General features: G+C 45.4%; 19 protein-coding genes. 18 read left to right on the top strand and 1 reads right to left on the bottom strand.

What is annotated here, in order from left to right:
- Nucleotide 1 precedes the first annotated feature (1 nt).
- From virB11 to pilV, 13 genes are all read left to right on the top strand, one after another.
- Nucleotides 2–1033 (top strand): P-type DNA transfer ATPase VirB11, encoded by a 1032-nt coding sequence (virB11, locus tag ACKWMY_RS24865; RefSeq protein WP_409487246.1) that lies wholly within the window; start codon nt 2–4, stop codon nt 1031–1033.
- Nucleotides 1020–2846 carry a type IV secretory system conjugative DNA transfer family protein gene (locus ACKWMY_RS24860; protein WP_409487245.1) on the top strand — a complete coding sequence of 609 codons (1827 nt, stop codon included), beginning with the start codon at nt 1020–1022 and terminating at the stop codon, nt 2844–2846. Before virB11 ends, ACKWMY_RS24860 begins: the two co-directional genes overlap by 14 nt.
- 16 nt (nt 2847–2862) lie before the next feature.
- Nucleotides 2863–3765 carry a TcpQ domain-containing protein gene (locus ACKWMY_RS24855; protein WP_074031992.1) on the top strand — a complete coding sequence of 301 codons (903 nt, stop codon included), beginning with the start codon at nt 2863–2865 and terminating at the stop codon, nt 3763–3765.
- Nucleotides 3766–3771: 6 nt separating this feature from the next.
- The gene (gene pilM, locus ACKWMY_RS24850; protein WP_409487244.1) at nt 3772–4218 is read left to right on the top strand and encodes a type IV pilus biogenesis protein PilM; all 447 of its coding nucleotides are present in this window, start codon (nt 3772–3774) and stop codon (nt 4216–4218) included.
- Nucleotides 4219–4232: 14 nt separating this feature from the next.
- Nucleotides 4233–5876 carry a PilN family type IVB pilus formation outer membrane protein gene (locus ACKWMY_RS24845; RefSeq protein WP_409487243.1) on the top strand — a complete coding sequence of 548 codons (1644 nt, stop codon included), beginning with the start codon at nt 4233–4235 and terminating at the stop codon, nt 5874–5876.
- The gene (gene pilO2 / locus ACKWMY_RS24840; RefSeq protein WP_409487242.1) at nt 5877–7193 is read left to right on the top strand and encodes a type 4b pilus protein PilO2; all 1317 of its coding nucleotides are present in this window, start codon (nt 5877–5879) and stop codon (nt 7191–7193) included. It begins immediately after the preceding gene.
- Nucleotides 7180–7743: a type IV pilus biogenesis protein PilP gene (gene pilP / locus ACKWMY_RS24835; protein ID WP_409487241.1), complete on the top strand. Its 564-nt coding sequence runs from the start codon at nt 7180–7182 to the stop codon at nt 7741–7743. Before pilO2 ends, pilP begins: the two co-directional genes overlap by 14 nt.
- Before the next feature lie 9 nt (nt 7744–7752).
- A complete protein-coding gene (locus ACKWMY_RS24830) occupies nt 7753–9282 on the top strand; it encodes a GspE/PulE family protein (RefSeq protein WP_409487240.1) in 1530 nt (509 codons plus the stop codon).
- A gap of 41 nt (nt 9283–9323) precedes the next feature.
- Nucleotides 9324–10430, top strand: coding sequence for a type II secretion system F family protein (locus tag ACKWMY_RS24825; RefSeq protein WP_409487239.1), 1107 nt, complete (start codon nt 9324–9326; stop codon nt 10428–10430).
- Nucleotides 10431–10432: 2 nt separating this feature from the next.
- Entirely contained in the window at nt 10433–11050 is a 618-nt protein-coding gene (locus ACKWMY_RS24820; RefSeq protein WP_074031999.1) for a type 4 pilus major pilin, read from the top strand.
- Nucleotides 11051–11168: 118 nt separating this feature from the next.
- Nucleotides 11169–11615, top strand: coding sequence for a lytic transglycosylase domain-containing protein (locus tag ACKWMY_RS24815; RefSeq protein ID WP_074032018.1), 447 nt, complete (start codon nt 11169–11171; stop codon nt 11613–11615).
- On the top strand, nt 11612–12277 hold the full coding sequence (locus ACKWMY_RS24810) for a prepilin peptidase (protein ID WP_409487238.1): 666 nt from the start codon (nt 11612–11614) through the stop codon (nt 12275–12277). The genes ACKWMY_RS24815 and ACKWMY_RS24810 overlap by 4 nt, the downstream gene beginning before the upstream one ends.
- A gap of 13 nt (nt 12278–12290) precedes the next feature.
- Nucleotides 12291–13643: a shufflon system plasmid conjugative transfer pilus tip adhesin PilV gene (pilV, locus tag ACKWMY_RS24805; RefSeq protein WP_409487237.1), complete on the top strand. Its 1353-nt coding sequence runs from the start codon at nt 12291–12293 to the stop codon at nt 13641–13643.
- Nucleotides 13644–13705: 62 nt separating this feature from the next.
- Here pilV and ACKWMY_RS24800 read toward each other — a convergent pair whose 3' ends face one another.
- Nucleotides 13706–14212 carry a DapH/DapD/GlmU-related protein gene (locus ACKWMY_RS24800; protein WP_409487236.1) on the bottom strand — a complete coding sequence of 169 codons (507 nt, stop codon included), beginning with the start codon at nt 14210–14212 and terminating at the stop codon, nt 13706–13708.
- 136 nt (nt 14213–14348) lie between these two features.
- Between ACKWMY_RS24800 and ACKWMY_RS24795 the strand changes: the two genes are divergently transcribed.
- The 5 genes from ACKWMY_RS24795 to ACKWMY_RS24775 all read left to right on the top strand — a co-directional run.
- Nucleotides 14349–14852, top strand: coding sequence for a hypothetical protein (locus tag ACKWMY_RS24795; protein ID WP_409487235.1), 504 nt, complete (start codon nt 14349–14351; stop codon nt 14850–14852).
- 41 nt (nt 14853–14893) lie between these two features.
- A complete protein-coding gene (locus tag ACKWMY_RS24790; protein WP_409487234.1) occupies nt 14894–15220 on the top strand; it encodes a hypothetical protein in 327 nt (108 codons plus the stop codon).
- A gap of 167 nt (nt 15221–15387) precedes the next feature.
- Complete coding sequence (locus tag ACKWMY_RS24785; protein WP_409487233.1) at nt 15388–15672, top strand: Arc family DNA-binding protein; 285 nt, start codon at nt 15388–15390, stop codon at nt 15670–15672.
- Nucleotides 15673–15782: 110 nt separating this feature from the next.
- Nucleotides 15783–16316, top strand: a complete 534-nt coding sequence (locus ACKWMY_RS24780; RefSeq protein WP_178380963.1) for a restriction endonuclease — start codon at nt 15783–15785, stop codon at nt 16314–16316.
- A 163-nt stretch (nt 16317–16479) separates the two neighbouring features.
- On the top strand, nt 16480–18580 hold a 2101-nt coding region (locus ACKWMY_RS24775; RefSeq protein WP_409487232.1), incomplete at its 3' end, for a DNA topoisomerase.

The raw sequence follows: 18580 nt of genomic DNA, 5'->3' as shown, positions 1-18580 counted from the left end.
CATGGCAAAAAATGAAAGTCTTGAGTATCAAAAGAATAAAATGTTCGGTGGTTTTCTCAACCAGCAAGGGTTGACGGAAATTGCAGTTAACCGTCCAAATGAACTTTTCACAAAGATTTCTGGCAAATGGAATCGACATGATGTTGATATGCCACTAGATGATTGCGAAAAGTTTGCGCGTCAATTAGCAAACTTTCATAAAGATGAAATTAGCAATATAAAGCCAATTTTATCGGCAACCTTAGAGTCGGGGGAACGTGGTCAGGTAATATTCAATCCCGCGTGTGAGCGGGATACAGTGTCTATTACACTTCGAAAGCCGTCCTATGTTCAAATTCCTCACCAAAAATACATAGATTCTGGTTTTTATAATCGAATTTCAGGAAGGGAGCAGCATAGTAGTCGTAATGCTGAGTTATTGCAGTTATACCGCGATAAAGATTTTCCTGCGTTTATGGAAAAGTGTATTGAATACGGTAAGACGATGGTTTTTGTTGGTGAAACCGGTTCGGGTAAAACAACGTATTTGAAAACGCTGATTGATTATATCCCACTCGATTTGCGGATCATTACACTCGAAGATAACCCGGAAGTGAAATTCACTCGTCATAAAAACTATGTCCATCTTTTTTATCCCAGTGAATCGGGGAATGGCGCAGATGAAATCGTAACATCCAGCTCGTTATTACGTGCTAATTACCGCATGAACCCTGACCGTATTCTGCAAACCGAAGTGCGCGGCGGGGAAGCCTGGGATTTCTTAAAAATCGTAACGTCCGGGCATGAGGGGGCAATTACGAGTCTCCATGCTGGCAGTCCTTATGAGGCTATCATGGGCTTGATAGAGCGCTGTTATCAGAACAGCGAATGCAGAATGCTGCCGTACAGTGTTATTCTCAGTAAGGTTTTAAACTGCATTGACGTTATTGCCAGTATCCAAGTTGAGGGCGATGTTCGCCGGATCGGGGAAATTTACTTCAAGGACGCCGATAAAGAGGCGTATCAGAAGAGGTTCCGAGATGAAATATTTTAACAAACAACAGTGGATATTTCTTATCGTTGTCACACTGCCTATAGTCTGGATGATTGCTACCGTTGCTGTTTATCCGTTAAACGGTATCGGGGTTAAAGGGATATACAAAACCTATCGATTCGGCATGTTATGGCAAATCTTGACCGGAGATAATATTCGATTTGATATTAGATTGAGTGCCATTAAAGCTTTGGGAATTGGATTTGTCGGCTCATTGATGCTTTTTGTCATTGCGTTATTTTCTGGCAATAAAAGTAATACTAATTTGTACGGTGATGCAAAGTTTGCCACTGAGGCTGACATACGGCGTTCTAAAGTGGTGACGTGGGGTGATGAATCCAAAGGCGGCGTTATCATTGGCCGCTTCAAAGGCAAGCTTCTTCGATACATCGCCCCTGATTTTATCTCTATGGGAGCAGGTACACGCGCCGGTAAGGGGGCCGCTGTTGTTATTCCTAATCTCTTGAGCTGGCTTCACTCGATGATTGTGCTCGACCCGAAGCAAGAGTGCTACATGATAACTAGCAAATTCCGGCAACTCATTCTCGGCCATGCTGTTTATCTTCTCGACCCATTCAGCAGCAAGACACATGGCTTTAACCCGCTTTTCTACATTGACCTCGGTTCTGAAAAAGGTGCCGGGTATTTGAAAAATTTGGCCGAAACCGTATGGCCGTCTATCGGTTTGACTGGCCCAGAGGCGCACTTTAACAGCGCGGCCAGCCGGGTGTTCGTGGGGTTCACCGAGTTACTATATTTTTTGATTAAGTACGACCAGAAATACCTGAAAAACATTGGCGTTAAGCCGGTGTTTTCAATCGGTACGGTTCTAGACCTCTACTATGCCGTAGACCAAGAGGCATTATTGAGTGAAAGGGAAGAGTTACTCTCGTTCGCCGAAGGGAACTCCAATGATACTTACATTATTACCGACTCTCTCAATAAGATAAAAAAACTGTTTGAAGCCGAGGGCGAAGCAAAATCCAGTATGGAGGAAACATTCCAGAAAAAACTAGATTCGTTTACGCTACCTCTCTTTAGGGCCGCAACCGATCGCAATGATTTTGATTTGCGAGATTTACGGAAGAAGAAAATCACTATCTACATCGGTGTAAATGCCGATGACGCTAAAATTGCTGATTCCTTCCTGAATCTTTTTTTCAATTTTGCGATTGACGTCAGTATGAGAGAAAACCCGGACTTTGTGCCGGAAAACAAAGATGATGTGTTGTTTTTACTCGACGAGTTCCCTTCAATTGGGGCAATGCATTACATCAAAAAAGCTTCTGGTTTTATTGCTGGGTTTAAATTGAAGTTGCTGACTATTTATCAAAATATCGCGCAGTTAATCGAGATCTACGGGTTGTATGGTGCGAAATCACTGATGGCTAATCACCCTTGCCGGGTTATTTATGCTGTTAGCGAAAAAGAAGATGCTGATGAAGTGTCTGCAAAACTAGGCTATACCACAGTAAAAAATAAAGGGAAAAGTCGAAATATGGCGTTGCATTCTACCACTCGAGGGGAATCAGAATCAGACGCGCAACGTGCGTTGGTGCTTCCTCAAGAGCTTGGTACGTTGAAATTTGATGAGGAATTCATTCTTCTCAAAGGGGAAAACCCGATTAAGTGTAATAAAGCTTTCTACTTCAACGATTACTACTTTATGGACAGACTGATTTCGGTATCTCCAAAGCTTGAGCATGAAGTTAAAAGTTTGAATAAAGGCGTGGCCGTTGGTAGACCTGGACTCAAGTATCCATCAAAAGAAATCATGCTTTCATTAGGTGAGTTGGAAGCAGAACTGTTTTAAAAAATGAGGAATGATAATGAAACTGATTAAATTGATATTGGTTTCCGGGTTGCTTGCTGGGTGTTCGTCTCCGCCGCCACCGACGCCGGTCGATTGGGGTAAGAAGCCTACGGCTATGAACGGAACTTTACCGGAATGGAAAGAAAACTTTGTTGTTAATCCTGCTCCATATGTAGAAGGGAAATGGTCTAGAGTTATTCGCAACTTTTCAGAAGATACACCATATGGCATTGATGTTTATTATGCTGTTGCGCACTCATCTTTTGTTAAGGTATCGGCTAGCAATACGAATTCATTTTTTAATGCCAAGCTTTGGTTGCAAGTTCACGGAGCGAAAGGAGTGATACAGTTCGAAAAAAATAAAAGCTGTATAACCTGTAACGACACTGATATCTTTTTGTTTAATGGCATTAAACCAGATGTGGTAATGGCTAAAAAAACAAAAGCTGTTGGGGAGCAAGGTGGTTTTAAGGCGAGTAAAAAGGTAGTGAAGAATGCTACTGTGCTGAAAAAACCACTGATAAATCCTATAAAACAGACAGAGCAACCAAGCACGAAAAAGATGGATAGCAGTGCAACAGGGAAAAACCCATTTACTGGAAAAGCGAATAAAAAAACTAACGTACCAATCAAAAAACCACAGCCTGTTAGTCTCCCTATCTGGCACGGAGAAGTGGGTTCGACGCTAAAAGACACGGTGTTCCGTTGGTCTGCGTCTCAAACCTGCGTTGGCGGCGGAAATTGGCGTGTTATTTGGGATACCCCGGTAAATTATCGTATTGATGCACCGTTACGTTTTGAAGGGGACTTTAAAGCAGCATTGAACGGCATATTTGGTCTGTACCAATATGCGCAAAAGCCGCTGTATGCCCTCACGAACAGTATGCAGTGTTTAATTAAGGTTACTGATAAGGGGTAGAACTCGATGGGCTACCTTCTGTTTTCGCTCTTTCTCGTTATTTTTTCTTTTGTGGGCTACATCGATAACCGACAAGCTTTTGAGCAAGAAAATAGGCAGATAGAGACAATTACAACACAACGCGCTATTGATACCGTAAGGCTTATTAACGCCATAAATGATTATATTTATGACCACCCTGATGTGATTGATGGTGATAACCCTATTGTGTTACCTCATAGCCAAGTAGGTATTTCAGTTGATCCGGCAATAAATAATGTCATTTTTAGAAAGCGGGTATATGTCTGGCAAATGCCAGAAAAGGGATTAATGAAAGCATTGAAAGTACAAACGCTGGCCTCTGCCTTGCTTGGTGAGGTTAAAAATCGGCGACTCATTGATAACGGGAACGTTGATATGGGAGTAGAGGTTCCCACTCAAATACCCGAAGGCGCAATAGTCTATTTAAATTAAATTGGAACGAACTCATGAAATTAAAAAAACTGCTTCTGACATGCCCAAGTGTGCTTGTTACGGCGGCTCTACTCAACGGTTGCGCCAGTGTCGATCGCATTAATAACACGATGGATCAGGCCGGTTTAGACTATGACCGGGCGCAACGTCATATGTCTAACCTACAGGCACAAAAATCGGTAGTGAAAGAGACAAATGTACAGTGGATTAATACGATGCCAATTATTGAACAGCGCACAGTAAATAAGGCGGCCCCTGGGTGTTCAATCACACTTAACCGACAGGGGAGTATCTCGCTCAGCGAAATAACACAACGGATCACGTCGGTATGCGGCGTACCTGTGACGATCTCGCCTGATGCGACGATGGCGTTGGGTGGTGTCAGTGGCGGGAAGACAGAACAGATCAGCGGCAGTATTCCTGCACCTGATGCAACCGGCATGGTGCCGCTGGCGGCAATGGGGGGAGCAACAAAAACGGTCGTTACAGGCACTGGGAACACCTTGAACGGTTTGTACTGGAGTGGCTCATTATCCGGCTTGCTGGATACCATATCCAGCCGGTTAGGGATTTCCTGGCGTTATGAGCAGGGCCGTATTTTCTTCTATTACCTGGAGACGCGCTCTTTTGCGATTGCCTTCATGGACTCGAAAGCGGATTTCAACTCAAAAGTGGTCAGCGGCACAACGTCTTCGGCTGGAAATACCGGTGGGGGTGGCGGCAACAGTATTGCCGGGGATTCGAACACCTCTCAAAGCACGACAATGGAAATCAAAAGTTCGCTTTATGCCGATCTACAGGAGTCGGTTAAGTCCATGCTTACCCCAACATCTGGAAGGATGTTTTTGTCCGCTGGGGTAATGACCGTAACCGACACACCGCAGGTGTTGGATGCGATCGGTAAGTTTATCGAGAACCGCAATAAAGAGCTTAATCGCCAGGTCGTGCTTAATGTTGAGGTGCTCAGCGTTGAAAAACGTTCTCAGGATCAGTTAGGCATAGACTGGAACGCGGTGTTCAGTAGCGGCAGTATCGGCGCTACGTTAGGCAGCGCTTTTACCGAAGCAGCCGCCAGTAGCATGACCGGCGGATTGTCGATCGTTGATGGGAAGCTGGCAGGTTCGAAAGCCTTTATTAAAGCCCTTTCCGAGCAAGCCAGGGTGAGTGTTGTAACCCAGCAGGCCAGTACAACAACCAATATGACGCCGTTGCCGATGCAGGTTGCTGATCAGGAGGATTACGCCGCCCAGGTCAGTACCAACTCTACGGCTAACGTAGGGACATCAACCTCTATCACACCCGCGACGATTACCACCGGCTTTAACATGACGTTGTTGCCTTACATCATGCCGGATGCCAACAACTTGCAACTCCAGTTTTCTATCAGTCTGTCCGATTCGCCGACCCGGAGAACATTCACCAGCGGCGACAGTTCGGTGGAACTGCTGAAAACCAAACTGAAAACGGTCAATCAGCGCGTCAATATGAAGTCCGGTCAAACAATCGTACTCAGTGGGTTCCAGCAAGGGAGCCGTAAAGGCAGTAAGCAGGGCGTAGGCAGCGCGAATTTCTTTGGCTTGGGTGGCGGGTATAACGGAGAGAATGACAACACCTTGCTGGTGATCCTCATAACACCAACCATCTTGCAGGGGGAATAAATGGGAGCCGTTCAAGACAATGCCAACGTGTGGCCGCTCGTCAGAGGGAAAACTGCTTATCTCGCTGGCGTAAATTGGGTGCCGGTATCCACCCGTTATCGCAAAAATATCAAGGGGCTGGCAAGACGCCAGGGCGCTGACAGGGTTGTCACCTATTCTTATCAAAATCAGGATACCGGGCGCGAATATGTGGCCGGGTTAATCAACCTGGCCGATCTTGGTCAACCGGTTCAAGCGGTGAAAGGTGTTTATGCCCTGGCGCTAATGGTTATTCCTGTATTGGAGCAAGCAGGGTACGCCATTATTAACCTTGCCCCTGACGTTTACACCTTCGTTGGTTGTGTCGATGGTGTGCTGATGAACGATGTTGTCGGCGACAAATCGGCGATTGAGCAGGCGCACCACACATTCCTCCAGTTTAACCCGGAGCCAGAAACGGGCTGGCGGTGCTATGCGCCGCCGGAGTTTGGTTTAGAGGGCTGCTCAGTCTTCGATTTGGACAGCCTTCTGGATGTTAAAAAACTCCCCGCATCGGCGCGGTTTCAATCGGTGTCCGCGAAAAAACCGCTCACTTGGGTAATCGTTCTGACGCTTGCCTTATGTGGCAGCTATTACGGCTACCGTCTTTATGCTGATCACGAGGAAGCCTTACGGCTCAAAGCCGCCCACGAAGCCTATTTACAGGCGCAGCAGGCGGCTCAGGAAGCAGCAACGCAGGTCACGGCACCTTGGGAAAATGCGCCAAGTGTCAAAAGCTTCGTTGCTGCCTGTTCGGCACACTGGCAAGCAGCGCCTTTATCCCTGGCGGGGTGGTTATTCAGTGAAGCTGAATGTGCGCAGGTGACAGGGAACCAGGGCCGTATCCGACTGGCCTACACCAAGCCGGAAGGTGGCACTGTGGGCGATTTCGCTTTCCGGGTTAAGCGGTATTTCGACGGTGAATACACGCCATTCTTTAACGTCCCTGGGCCGGGGGATCTGGGAGGGTTTACGCAGTCTGTAGAACTGCTGGCAAGCAGGGATAACAGACCGCTGCCAAGTGCAGATATTCAGGTGCAGCGTATGACTACGTTCGCACAGCAAACCCGCCTACAGTTTACCTTTGCGGAGGAAAACAACCGTATTACCAATGAGGCCGGTGTAGAAACGCTCTTGCCCTGGCGAGTGTTCACAATGTCATTAAAAACCGATATTCCCCCAACGTTGCTCTTCTCGGGACTGGACGATACAGGCGTTCGATTGAGCGCTATCAAGCTATCGCTCCAACAGGGGCGGTTGACGTATCAAATTGAAGGAAAATTCTATGCTAAACAGTAAATTAGTTCCGGGATGGCTTGTTCTGGCTATTTGTGGCCTTTGGGGACAATTGCCCGCTTATGCAGCGACAAATGAGTTACCAGCGTCTCCACCGGCGCAGGCGTTAGAAAAGGTCGAACTGCCGAAAGAACACACTCAAACAGTGGAGCAGGGTGATGAGGGGAAGGATTTTACTCTTCGCCGCCTGGAAAAAATTCAGGCTGAGACGGTGATCGTAGAAGCGCAGGTTGCTCGAGCAAAGGCCATGAAATCCCTAGTGGACAGCGGTTCATCGGGCAGTGTGCCGGATGTGATGGCGGGAACGGCTGCGGTGGCGGTCAATGTGTCACAGATGAAAAGCAAAGCGATGCCATTACCGCAGATCAATGAAATTTATGGTACAGGCAACCGGCTGATCGCCCGCCTGGTGCTTGGTGATGGAAGCTATGCCGAGTTGACTACCGGACAGCAAGTGCCGGGAACTCTACTGAAAATAACCAGCATTTCCGCGCGGGAAGTGCGTGTTTCGGCCCTGGATGGTGCCGGGGTGCAGTCGTTACCGTTCAATTGAGGATAAGTCATGGAAAATGTCATTGAGCGTCCTGGTGAAGACATCGAGCGCTATGTGTGTGCGTCTTTTACTGACGAAGGTTTTATCGATATCGTGGTGTCAGATAACCACAGAGCACAATTCTCGGTGCAGAATTATGTCAGCACTCTGCAACGTAAACATCCAGGGAAAACGAATGTAAAGTTCGTCTCATTCGATGAGGTGAGTCAATTCCGCGAGGCGAACGGTATTGATAACCAACAAGGCGATGCGCGGGAAAATGTTGAAAGCCAGCAGCGTGTGTTGCGTTATTTCAAGCAGGCCGTCGAGCTTGGCGCTTCTGATATTCACTTTACCATTGGCCGGGATAACAGTGAGTTTACCTACATCGAGGTTCGCGTTCACGGCGAACTGGAACAGATTGACTGCATCGATAAACAAGATGGGATGCAGCTGGCTGCGGCTATCTGCCAGGGCATGTGCGATGTGACGGAAAAACAGTTTTATCCCAACAGGCAGCAAGATGGTCGAATTAAAGAGGAGTTTGTAAAGCCACTCGGTATTTTTGGTGCGCGTTACAGTCATACCCCTGCGGTGGGGGGGCTTTATGCCGTGATGCGAATTATTCCTGATGATGGTAATAATGTTCCTTCACTAGAGGCACTGGGTTTTTTGCCCGAACAGATTGCCACCACCAAACGCATCCTGCGTCGCCCGGAAGGGATTGTTGTTCTGTCAGGCCCCACGGGGTCTGGGAAATCCACCACGCTTAGATCGCTATCTTCGTGTTACCTATCGAGGGCGGGGATAAGTAAAAATGGATTTCCAAGGAAAAGACTCCTGACGATAGAAGACCCGCCGGAAGGGCGTATACCTGGTGCAGTACAAACTCCGATTATTGCTGACAAAAAGGATGCGCGAGCGGTAACGCTTGCCTGGCTTCGGGCTATATCATCGGCGCTAAGGTTAGATCCAGATGCTATTTTGAATGGTGAGATGCGCGATATGGATTCAGCAATGGCTGCGATTAATGCGGCTATGACAGGACACTTGCTGATGACAACGCTACACGCCAATGATGCAATCAGTATTATTGAACGTCTTGAGATTATGGGGATAAACGTGCGTTTAATTGCCGATGCGCAACTTATGGTGGGATTGATAAGTCAGCGCCTGGTGCAACGATTGTGTCCGAATTGCAAAGTCTCCTACAAGGAAGAGGCGGAGCGCATGGATGAAGATGACCGCAAATTGATAGAGCACTACTGTCAATCTGAGCATGTATATCTACGTAGTATGGAAGGATGTGAACAATGTTTTAAAGGCGTTATTGGTCGGACGGTTATATCGGAAGTCATTGCTCCTGACGCTAAATTTTTTGAAATATACCTTACGCGGGGAAAGGCAGCAGCCAAAACCTACTGGAAAACAAACCTAAAAGGCATCACGAGAAACGAACACCTGTTGCATTACATCAACGCCGGAGAAGTTGACCCACTTGCAGCGGATGCAATATGTCCAATTGATGAAGATACTTATACGTTAATTAAAGAAAGTTAATCATCGACAATTAACCATTTCATTATAAGGGGTTGCTTTACATGATCCACCGGCTGCAATTCTCATTGCAGTCCGTCAAAGAAAAGGCCACTCATGCGAATCGATGGCTATATCGACACTCATTTTCAGCTAACGACCGCATCGAGTTTTACGAGATGCTTGCGTTTTTATTAGATAATGAAAAACCTTTGCGGCAAGCGTTATCTGACATGCGCGACGTTGCGACGGATTTTGGTCGAAAAAAACATCCTTCTGCGGTGTTGTTGACGGACTGCATACATGCCCTGGATGACGGGGAATCAATAGAAGTGGCATTGCTTGATTGGGTGCCTATTCAGGAAGCAACATTAATCGGGGCAGGCGTTCTCGAAGGTAATATCGCTGAGTCGTTGCGCCGGGCCAGCCGGATCGTTGCGGGTAAGGGAGAAATGTTGGGCGCTATCAAAGGTGCTGTCATGTATCCCAGCGTGTTAATCATTATCGTGATTGCGATGATGTACATGGTAAACGCTAAATTCATTCCTCAATTAGAGAAAATGGTGCCGCGTGAGAAATGGGAGGGGGCGATATGGTGGTTGGGTAACCTATCACAAGGAGTGATAGAAAACGGTATTTTATTCATCATTCTTGCAGTGTTGATTGGTGGGTTGATTTATTGGTCTTTAGAAAACTACACCGGTAAATTAAGGCGATTCATTGATTCAACAACGCCCTGGTCACTGTATCGAATTTTTCAAGGTGTCACATTCTTGCTAAATGTATCAGCGCTACTGCGTGTGAATATCCAGACGTTAAATGCACTGAACATTATCAACGAGAATGCCAGTCCTTGGTTGCAACAGCGGGTTAATGAAACACAGGTATACATTAGGCAGGGGCAACACTTAGGAAAAGCATTAAAAAGTACAGGCTATAATTTCCCGTCAAAGGAATGTGTAAATCAAATGATGTTACTAACAGAAGGAGATGGCGCTGAAAATATACTTGAAGGATATGCTAATCGCTGGCTTAAACAAGCGATAAAAGATGTAAAGAAAAAAGCACTTCGTTTAACAATATTTTGTTTTGTCTTGGTGTTTTCGTATATGGCAACACTGTTGCTGGCAATATCTCAAATCAATTCACTTGTTGACTCATTAGGAAGATAAAAATGACTGTAAATACACGTAATAAAACTAACGCATCAACCACTAACAAAACTGACAGCGTACACCGTGGCTGGTTAGGACTGGAGGCGGGCGGGGTACTGCTGCTGATTATGGTCGGTACAGTATTGGCGTTAATCCTGGTTGCTTCGCTGTTTAGTAAAAATGATACCAGTACGGAGCTTTCTAACGCACAATTCATCATGAACCAGACGCGGGGCCTTCTGAAATCCAAGGGGAACTATGACTTCAGTAGTTCCACTAAAATGACCGGCACCTTGATCCAGTTCGGCGGCATTCCTTCCGGCATGACCATTAACGGTAATGCGCAATCAGGAACGGCTACGGCGGTTAACGTGTGGGGCGGCGATGTGACAATAGCGCCTGAGAAAGTGAATGGTTCTACGAATAACAAAGGATTCTCGCTGACCTACAAGAACGTGCCTCAAGAGGCATGTGTAACACTGGCTACAAAAATGAGTGAAACTAGCCTGGTAAGTGAATTGAGCATTACGGGAACTAATAATGTTGGTGGTGTAACCGCAGAAAAAGCCGGTACACAGTGCAAAGCGGATAACGGTTCTGTTGGTACAAATACCTTGATTTTCAAGTCCAATAACTAATGACATTTCCCTATAGGTAATCAAGGGGGCTTATGCCCCCTGTTACTGAATAAACTGGGGGTAGCGAGTGAAATGTAAGCATACCTTTTTATCCTTATTGTGTTTTTTCACTATAATCATGCTGTGCTTTTCTTCCGGTGTAAAAGCCTATTGTTTTGAGACTGCTGGAGAAAAATATAAAATTGATCCGCTGTTGTTAAAAGCAATAGTAATACAAGAAAGCGGGTTAAATCCAAAAGCCATTAATCACAATAAAAATAAAGCGGGCAAGATAACCAGTACCGATTACGGTTTGGCACAAATTAACTCAACGCATATTCCCACACTCATTCGTATGGGGGTAATTAAATCAAAAGATGATCTGCTCACTAACCCCTGCCTGAATGTACAAATTGGGGCATGGATACTGGCTAAGCACATAAAACAATGTGGTGTGAACTGGATGTGTCTGGGGACATATAACGCCGGGTTTCGTGAGGATAACGATAAAAAAAGGATGGAATATGCCAAGCTGATTTACGCTATTTACACGTCATTATTGACTGGGAAGAGGAAAGCCTCATGAACTATTGGGACGTGTTGTTGTTTATCATTTCCGCTTATGCATTTCAGATGCTGGCCTTATATTCTGCTGACTGTTTTGTTAAAGCACATGGATCTCCTTCTGGCCTGACCGGTCAGTGGTACTATGCGATAATTATATCGTTATTTTCTGTGCTAGCTGTTCTGTCAATGCAAAACGACACAACATTCATAAATGTGTTATTTATTTCGGCACTTTATGGTTTTTTGTCACTGTTTATCATATTAGACACCGAGCGTAATTGGCTACCAAAGTGTTTTACCTTCACCTTTATTGTTATTGGTATTGCCTACCTTTTTATTGAACAAAAATACGAATGGCGGATAATGACAGCAACAGTATTTCTCCTGTGCCTGGGGTTGTTTCTGTTTAGAGTCTATATCAACAGGCGAGCAGGAGGGGAAGTCTTTGGTCTGGGTGATGTTTATTTAATAGTGGGCTTGGCTGTATGGTTTTCAGTTTTAACCGCACTAAAATTAATCATCGTCGCAACGTTGTTGGCAATCCTCTTTCTTTTATTCAAAAAGTATCGTTTCCCTTCTCGTTGGCGTCACCATCATGAATATCGAGGTACACCATTTGCCCCGTTCTTATGCGGGGTAGCGGCTGTGTGGGGTGTTCTGCCTGTCGCAATCTTCTCATAATCAGGATTAGATCATGAAAATTATCCCTCCATCCCCAAAAATACACCGGGGTTATATGGCGCTTGAAGCGCTGGGTGTTTTACTCATTATCATGCTGGCGTCTGTATTCGCGGCTGAAAAAGTTAGTGAATACCTCCAAGAAAAAGAGTGGGGTGTCATGGCAATACATGCCACGACCTTCAACGAAGCGGCCAAAAGCTATATTGCGGATAATACAGACTCACTATTGGCAACCTCGACGCCTGGTAATCCCACGAAGATCACGCCATCCCTGTTGATCAGCAAGGGCTACTTGCAAAATGGATTCTCAGCAGAGAACAGCTACGGTCAAACTTATGTAACGGCAGTTGTCAAAAACGACAAATTGAAAGACAAGCTCCAGGCGCTGACGTGTACCGTCAGTGGAACGGCGATCCCCTATCGCGGTTTGCGGTCAATTTCAACGCAAATTCAAGGCATGGGTGGCTATGTGAATGAAGATAATGTTGCAACCGGCGCGTACGGCGGCTGGACGAGCAACACGCGCGATTTTGGGATCACCTGCACGACAGGCCATATTGCAATTGCCTTGTCGTCTGAGGTGCTGGGAACAGCAATGCAGGAGAGTGACCGGCTGTATCGTTATCAGGTCAATGGACGGCCAGACTTGAACAGAATGCATACCAGCATTGACATGGGAGCCAATGACATGAATAACGCCAATAAAATCAACGCAAAAATGGGGAATTTTAGCGAAGATGTTAACGGTAAACGTTTAATTGCGAATGATAGCGTTTGGTCGAACGGTTGGATTGGTTCGAATGGTGATATTCGTAGCAATGCCGGTTGGCTTATTAGCAAACATGGTAAAGGCTGGCTCAATGAAGATCACGGTGGCGGGTTCTACATGGATGATAATGACTGGATTCGTTCGGTTAATAACAAAGGCATCTATACAGGCGGGCAGCTTAAAGGCGGAACTGTTAGGGCGGATGGTCGTGCATCTGTAGGTGAATACTTACAGCTAGACGGTACTGCAAACGTAGGATGGGGCTGTAGTCCAAACGGACTTGTAAGTCGTGATGCCTCTGGTGCTATCCTATATTGCCAAAATGGTCTATGGACTGCCTCTGGAAAACTAAAGGATTTTCAGATGGTTTCGGGTGGGGATGCTTGTGGTAAATATAATTACTCAAATGCGTATTGCCCTGCTGGAAAGCAGCTTTTATCTGGTGGGTATATATTGTCTCGTTGGGGTGGGGATGGGTGGAATGCCCCTGATTTAACCAAGCCTACGGCGGATGGTAATGGTTGGCAGATTTACACTGGTGGGGGTGTTGATGGAGGATCATGTATTCAGGCTATCGCCTGGTGTGCTAATAACTAAAAGGTTTCAGATTTTGACAGCAAGATTTGTAATGTATTGACCTTGCTGTCAAATGAAAATTATTAAATATTTCTTTTGAATATTGCGGGTGCTCCTGCAAATAAAGTATTTTCAGGTACGTTAGATGTCACAACGCTATTTGCTGCGATAATGCTATTATCTCCAATAGTTATACCAGGAAGCACTACGACCCCGGCACCTAACCATACATTACATCCGATTTTTATAGGTGACGTAATTACATCAGAATTACGAAGTGCAGGAGAAATAGGGTGGCTTACGGTACTTAATGTCACATGCGGCCCTATTAAAGAGTCCGCGCCGATTGATATTGTTGTGTTATCTAGGAAGACGCAACCGGAATTAATGTAGGCGTTGTCACCAACGGTTATTTTACCAAACTCATAAAAGAAAGGGGCAACAATGGTGATTTCACCATCAAGTACAACTCCCGATTTTTTAAGTAAAGTATTCCTTTTTTTTCTCGATAAGTTTTTTGTGTTGAAAAGTGATCTGGCGCGTGAAACTTTAATCGACTTGCATATGCTTGAAAGGTAGTAAAATAACATTTTGAATTTCCACTTCGTTAAAATTTAAATTATACAGCTAATTGATTGCTCGTACAATGCTATTGTTCGCGGTTTAATGGTGTTAAGAGAAAGTAGAGGGTGAGTTTAAATGGTTTTAATTAGAAGAGGTGAGTTGATGAAGAGTAAATATTTTATTGTGATATTTTTATTAACCTTAGTTTCTACAATTTCCCCAAAAGTCTCAATGGCTGCATCACAAGATGAATGCGCTATTTGGCTTTGTATGCCTGCGGGGTTTCCTGGTAGTGAGTGTAATGCACCCCACAATGCAATGATTAAGCGTATTAAAAAGGGTAAGTCTCCATTGCCATCTTTCGGCAGTTGCGCTGTAGACTCGCCTCAAAGTGGAAATATTGGAACCAATGAAGGGTATGCAGCGTTCTACTATGACCGGGTGAAATGTACACGGGAACATAATGATTACGGTTGTGTTGCTTTCAAAGAATTACCAAATAAAATAGTTAATGAGAGTCGATGTAAAAAAGAACCTTATACGGATGCATACCGTTCTCAATGTAAGTCGATTAGTTTTGTTCAGACAATAATTGATGGGAAGCCGTGGGGGGAAGCTGTTTATTACGATAGCAATGGAAATATTTACAACCCAAATGATTTCTAATCAGCTAGGTTCCGGTTGTTAAATAAAAAAAGGAGTATTTTATGGGTAATGTAAAGACTGTTGCAATTGGTTTGGTAAATGGTGCAATGTCTTTCCTTAAGGTTTTTGCCGACCTTTGTCAGATGGTAATTCGTTTTATTCTGGCAATTTCAATAACAGTTCCTGTGCTGACTTTCTGGATCATGCTGGCTGGAGTTAGCCAGTCCCCAGCGACGGTATTAAATTTTGAACAATTCCTTGAGATATTAAAAAGTGTCGTTAAATTGTCATTTCAATTGACTGTCATTTCTCTTTTTTTGTACTCAGGATTTTGCCTGGTCTTTGGAGCCAAAAATCGGTTAATCCCCAATCGTCTCCGTAATGCGTAGCTCCGCGTTATCCACGAACTCCACAATCGCCCCTGAAAGCCTTGCACCGGCTATCAAGGCGCTCCCGTTCGCGGAGGTGGCTTGTTGGCCTCTCCGCTTCACTGGCTTTGCTCATGTGGATTTGTGGATAGCGCTATATTGCTATCTCTCAATAGAGGGCTATTTTTGTGGCAAAAATACAAGCTAGAAATTTTCCAGAGCATTTATTCGAACAGTTAATGACGGATGCTCAAAAAAATGAGCGTTCTTTAGAAGGACATGTTCGATTTCTTCTTACATGTGCCCTAAATAATCCCATTTTAAACGAAGGCACAGAGTTACCAGAGTGGATGCTGAACGCATTGCGCGAATCGGCTAAAAAGGGATTCCGAAGTATCAGACATGAAATTATCAAACGTCTAACTGAATCGTTTGCTAAGGAAGACGTTTACCCTCCAGACACAAACGATTAATACTTGTTTGATAGCAAACAGATCTCAGCAGCAGCTAACCAGGCAGAAAAATTACAGTCATTTTCGTGTTGGCCATCCCGCCATCGCGGCAACTTATGATAGCGAATGCAATGATGAACTTTCACTTACTCCATGCCATAGCTTTTCTGGCCGTGTTGCTGTTCTTCGCCTGGTTGTCCTGGCGGCGAAAGACACAGCGACACCGACGCAAGATCCGCCAGGCTGGCCGGGTACTAGCGAAACTCAACGAGATACCGCATCCAGGGCAGCGCTTGACGTATCTACGCAAGATTGACCCCTACGCTTTTGAAGAGCTGCTTCTCGAAGTGTTTGAGCGACGTGGCTTCACGATCCAACGCAACAAGCGCTACTCCGGTGATGGCGGTATTGACGGCAAAGTTTGGCACGATGGCGAGCTCTACTTCATCCAGGCCAAGCGTTATAGCAATCAAATCAATAAACGTCATGTACAGGACTTTATCGAGCTGATCGAGGTGTTCCAGTGCAAAGGTTTGTTCTGCCATACCGGGCGAACGTCGAGCGGCTCTAAAGACCTTGTTAACGGTCATTCAAACATATTTATGCTCTCCGGGAGCAGGTTACTGGATTTCATCGATTTGGATAAGCCCTTCTCAATAAATTGAATGGGGAATAGATGGGATTTAAATAAGATTTATTAAATATTATCGTTGCTATCGATGCAGTGTGATTTTTGGGGTGCATAGGAAAATAACGACATTGAAGAATTAAGTATTTCTCCCGCTAATTTAACGTTCTAATTTCATACCTAATTAAAAGGAAATAAAAATGAGACTTTTTATTGCAGAAAAACCCGCTGTTGCTAAAGATATTGCCGCCGCCTTGGGTGGTGGAAGTCATAAAGGTGCATACATTGATTGTGGTAACGATAAAGTATCCTGGCTGTTCGGCCATGTTTTACAAACGGTTCAGCCGGAAATCTATAACCCGGCATACAAACAATGGCGTAAAGAGGATTTACCGTTAAAACTGTATCCACCGCAGTATGAAATTTCACCGGATAAGGTTGAGCACGTTAACAAGGTTATCGAATTAATCAAACAAGCCGATGTGATTGTACACGCGGGCGACCCAGACGATGAAGGGCAATTGTTGGTTGATGAACTGTTGATTTATAGCGGCAATGATAAGCCGGTAAAGCGTGTGCTGATTAACGACAACACCGATAAAGGCGTGAAAAAATCACTTGCCGATCTGCGAGACAACAAAGATTTTCATGGGGATTACCTCAAGGCGCTTTCACGCAGTGTGGGCGATGAGATTTATGGGTTGAGTTCAACCCGCGCCTACAGCATTGAAGCGCAATCACAAGGTTATCGTGGTGTGCTGTCGGTCGGGCGTGTCCAGACGCCAACGCTTGGGCTTATTGTCCGCCGCTGGCGAGCCAATAAGGTACACAGCAAATCTTACTACTACATGCTCGATGGCACTTTTACATTTGGTGCCGGTAGCCTGACTGCCCGGCTTCAATTCCCAGAAAGTGTCCCGGTCGATGATAAAGGGCATGTGCTCCAGAAAAGCTATGTAGACGAGCTGGCCGCCCTGGTGAACGGTAAAACAGCGCGTGTTGTTGAAGCTGCCGTGAAAGACAAGGAAACCGCGCCTAAGCTGCCGTTTAACCTGAGCAAATTACAGCAAAAAATGAACCGCGATCACGGCATGTCTGCCGCCCGGACGTTGGAAGTGACTCAAGGGTTGCGTGAGAAGTTCAAAGCGATCACGTATAACCGTTCGGATTGCGCCTATTTGTCCGATGAGCAGTTTACGGAAGCCCCGGACGTAGTGGCCGCATTGAAAGCCAGTGCTGCGTTCGCGGACGCTGATGTAGACACCACGCGCAAGAGCAAGGCGTTTAACAGCAACAAAGTGACGGCGCACACGGCTATCATTCCGACCGATAACGTACCTGACCTGGATAAACTGAGCACCGATGAGCGGCATGTCTACACAGCCATTGCTAAGCAGTACCTGATCCAATTTATGCCGCCTAAGCGCTTCCAGGAGGCCACAGGGCGCATCCAGGCAAACGGCCATATCTTTACCTATCGCGCGATTAAAGACGTGCATCCGGGCTTTGAGTTGTATCTGAGAGAGCCTAAAGAAACTAGTGATGATGATACGGTAGAAACGGCTTTTGAAACTGTCAGTCAATTGCAAGTCGGCCAAGATGGGAATTGCGATTCAACTACTGTTCAACAGAAAGAAACCACGCCGCCCAAACTTTTTGATGAAGCCAGTTTAATATCGGCTATGACGCGAATTGCAGATTTTGTTGATAACCCTGAGATTAAGAAGTTGCTTAAAGAGAAGGACAAGGACAACGATCAGGCGCACGGCTCAATCGGTACTGAGGCAACTCGCGCCACAATTATTGAGACGTTGAAAAAACGTAACTTTATCACTGTTGAAAAAGGCAAGCTTATCCCAACCGATACTGGTTTGGCGCTTTTCGATGCATTGCCGGAGGTGGCGACGCAACCTGATATGACAGCGCTTTGGTTTGAGCAGCAATTACAGATTGCTGAAGGAAAGTTAAGTGTTGATCAGTTCGTAAACGATTTATATGATTTTTTGACTGAGCAACTTAAAGACGTTAATGTAGGCGAAATTAAAGGTGAGAAAAGGGAGGATGGTAAAATCCCTCGACTCACTGAAAAATGCCCGAACTGTGATAGCGATATCATGATTCGGCCAAAGAACTTTGCTTGTACAGGGTGTGATTTCAAAATCTGGTCAACAGTAGCACAGAAGAAGTTGACCACGAATCAGGTTGAAACGATCCTTAAAAAAGGTAAATCAAGCGAGATTAAAGGCTTCACCAGTAGTGCGGGTAAAAAGTTTGACGCAATTCTGGTATTACAGGATAAAG

Source organism: Serratia sp. J2, from assembly GCF_046269175.1.
In the GTDB taxonomy this organism is placed as follows: domain Bacteria; phylum Pseudomonadota; class Gammaproteobacteria; order Enterobacterales; family Enterobacteriaceae; genus Chania; species Chania fonticola_C.
Note: the sequence above shows the minus strand (reverse complement) of the source record. Positions and strands in the feature narration are given on the sequence as shown.

Excerpts from the sequence above, each read along its gene's own strand:
- virB11 (WP_409487246.1), top strand. The coding sequence starts at position 2 with ATGGCAAAAAATGAAAGTCTTGAGTATCAAAAGAATAAAATGTTCGGT.
- ACKWMY_RS24860 (WP_409487245.1), top strand. The coding sequence starts at position 1,020 with ATGAAATATTTTAACAAACAACAGTGGATATTTCTTATCGTTGTCACA.
- ACKWMY_RS24855 (WP_074031992.1), top strand. The coding sequence starts at position 2,863 with ATGAAACTGATTAAATTGATATTGGTTTCCGGGTTGCTTGCTGGGTGT.
- pilM (WP_409487244.1), top strand. The coding sequence starts at position 3,772 with ATGGGCTACCTTCTGTTTTCGCTCTTTCTCGTTATTTTTTCTTTTGTG.
- ACKWMY_RS24845 (WP_409487243.1), top strand. The coding sequence starts at position 4,233 with ATGAAATTAAAAAAACTGCTTCTGACATGCCCAAGTGTGCTTGTTACG.
- pilO2 (WP_409487242.1), top strand. The coding sequence starts at position 5,877 with ATGGGAGCCGTTCAAGACAATGCCAACGTGTGGCCGCTCGTCAGAGGG.
- pilP (WP_409487241.1), top strand. The coding sequence starts at position 7,180 with ATGCTAAACAGTAAATTAGTTCCGGGATGGCTTGTTCTGGCTATTTGT.
- ACKWMY_RS24830 (WP_409487240.1), top strand. The coding sequence starts at position 7,753 with ATGGAAAATGTCATTGAGCGTCCTGGTGAAGACATCGAGCGCTATGTG.
- ACKWMY_RS24825 (WP_409487239.1), top strand. The coding sequence starts at position 9,324 with ATGATCCACCGGCTGCAATTCTCATTGCAGTCCGTCAAAGAAAAGGCC.
- ACKWMY_RS24820 (WP_074031999.1), top strand. The coding sequence starts at position 10,433 with ATGACTGTAAATACACGTAATAAAACTAACGCATCAACCACTAACAAA.
- ACKWMY_RS24815 (WP_074032018.1), top strand. The coding sequence starts at position 11,169 with ATGCTGTGCTTTTCTTCCGGTGTAAAAGCCTATTGTTTTGAGACTGCT.
- ACKWMY_RS24810 (WP_409487238.1), top strand. The coding sequence starts at position 11,612 with ATGAACTATTGGGACGTGTTGTTGTTTATCATTTCCGCTTATGCATTT.
- pilV (WP_409487237.1), top strand. The coding sequence starts at position 12,291 with ATGAAAATTATCCCTCCATCCCCAAAAATACACCGGGGTTATATGGCG.
- ACKWMY_RS24800 (WP_409487236.1), bottom strand. The coding sequence starts at position 14,212 with ATGTTATTTTACTACCTTTCAAGCATATGCAAGTCGATTAAAGTTTCA.
- ACKWMY_RS24795 (WP_409487235.1), top strand. The coding sequence starts at position 14,349 with ATGAAGAGTAAATATTTTATTGTGATATTTTTATTAACCTTAGTTTCT.
- ACKWMY_RS24790 (WP_409487234.1), top strand. The coding sequence starts at position 14,894 with ATGGGTAATGTAAAGACTGTTGCAATTGGTTTGGTAAATGGTGCAATG.
- ACKWMY_RS24780 (WP_178380963.1), top strand. The coding sequence starts at position 15,783 with ATGATGAACTTTCACTTACTCCATGCCATAGCTTTTCTGGCCGTGTTG.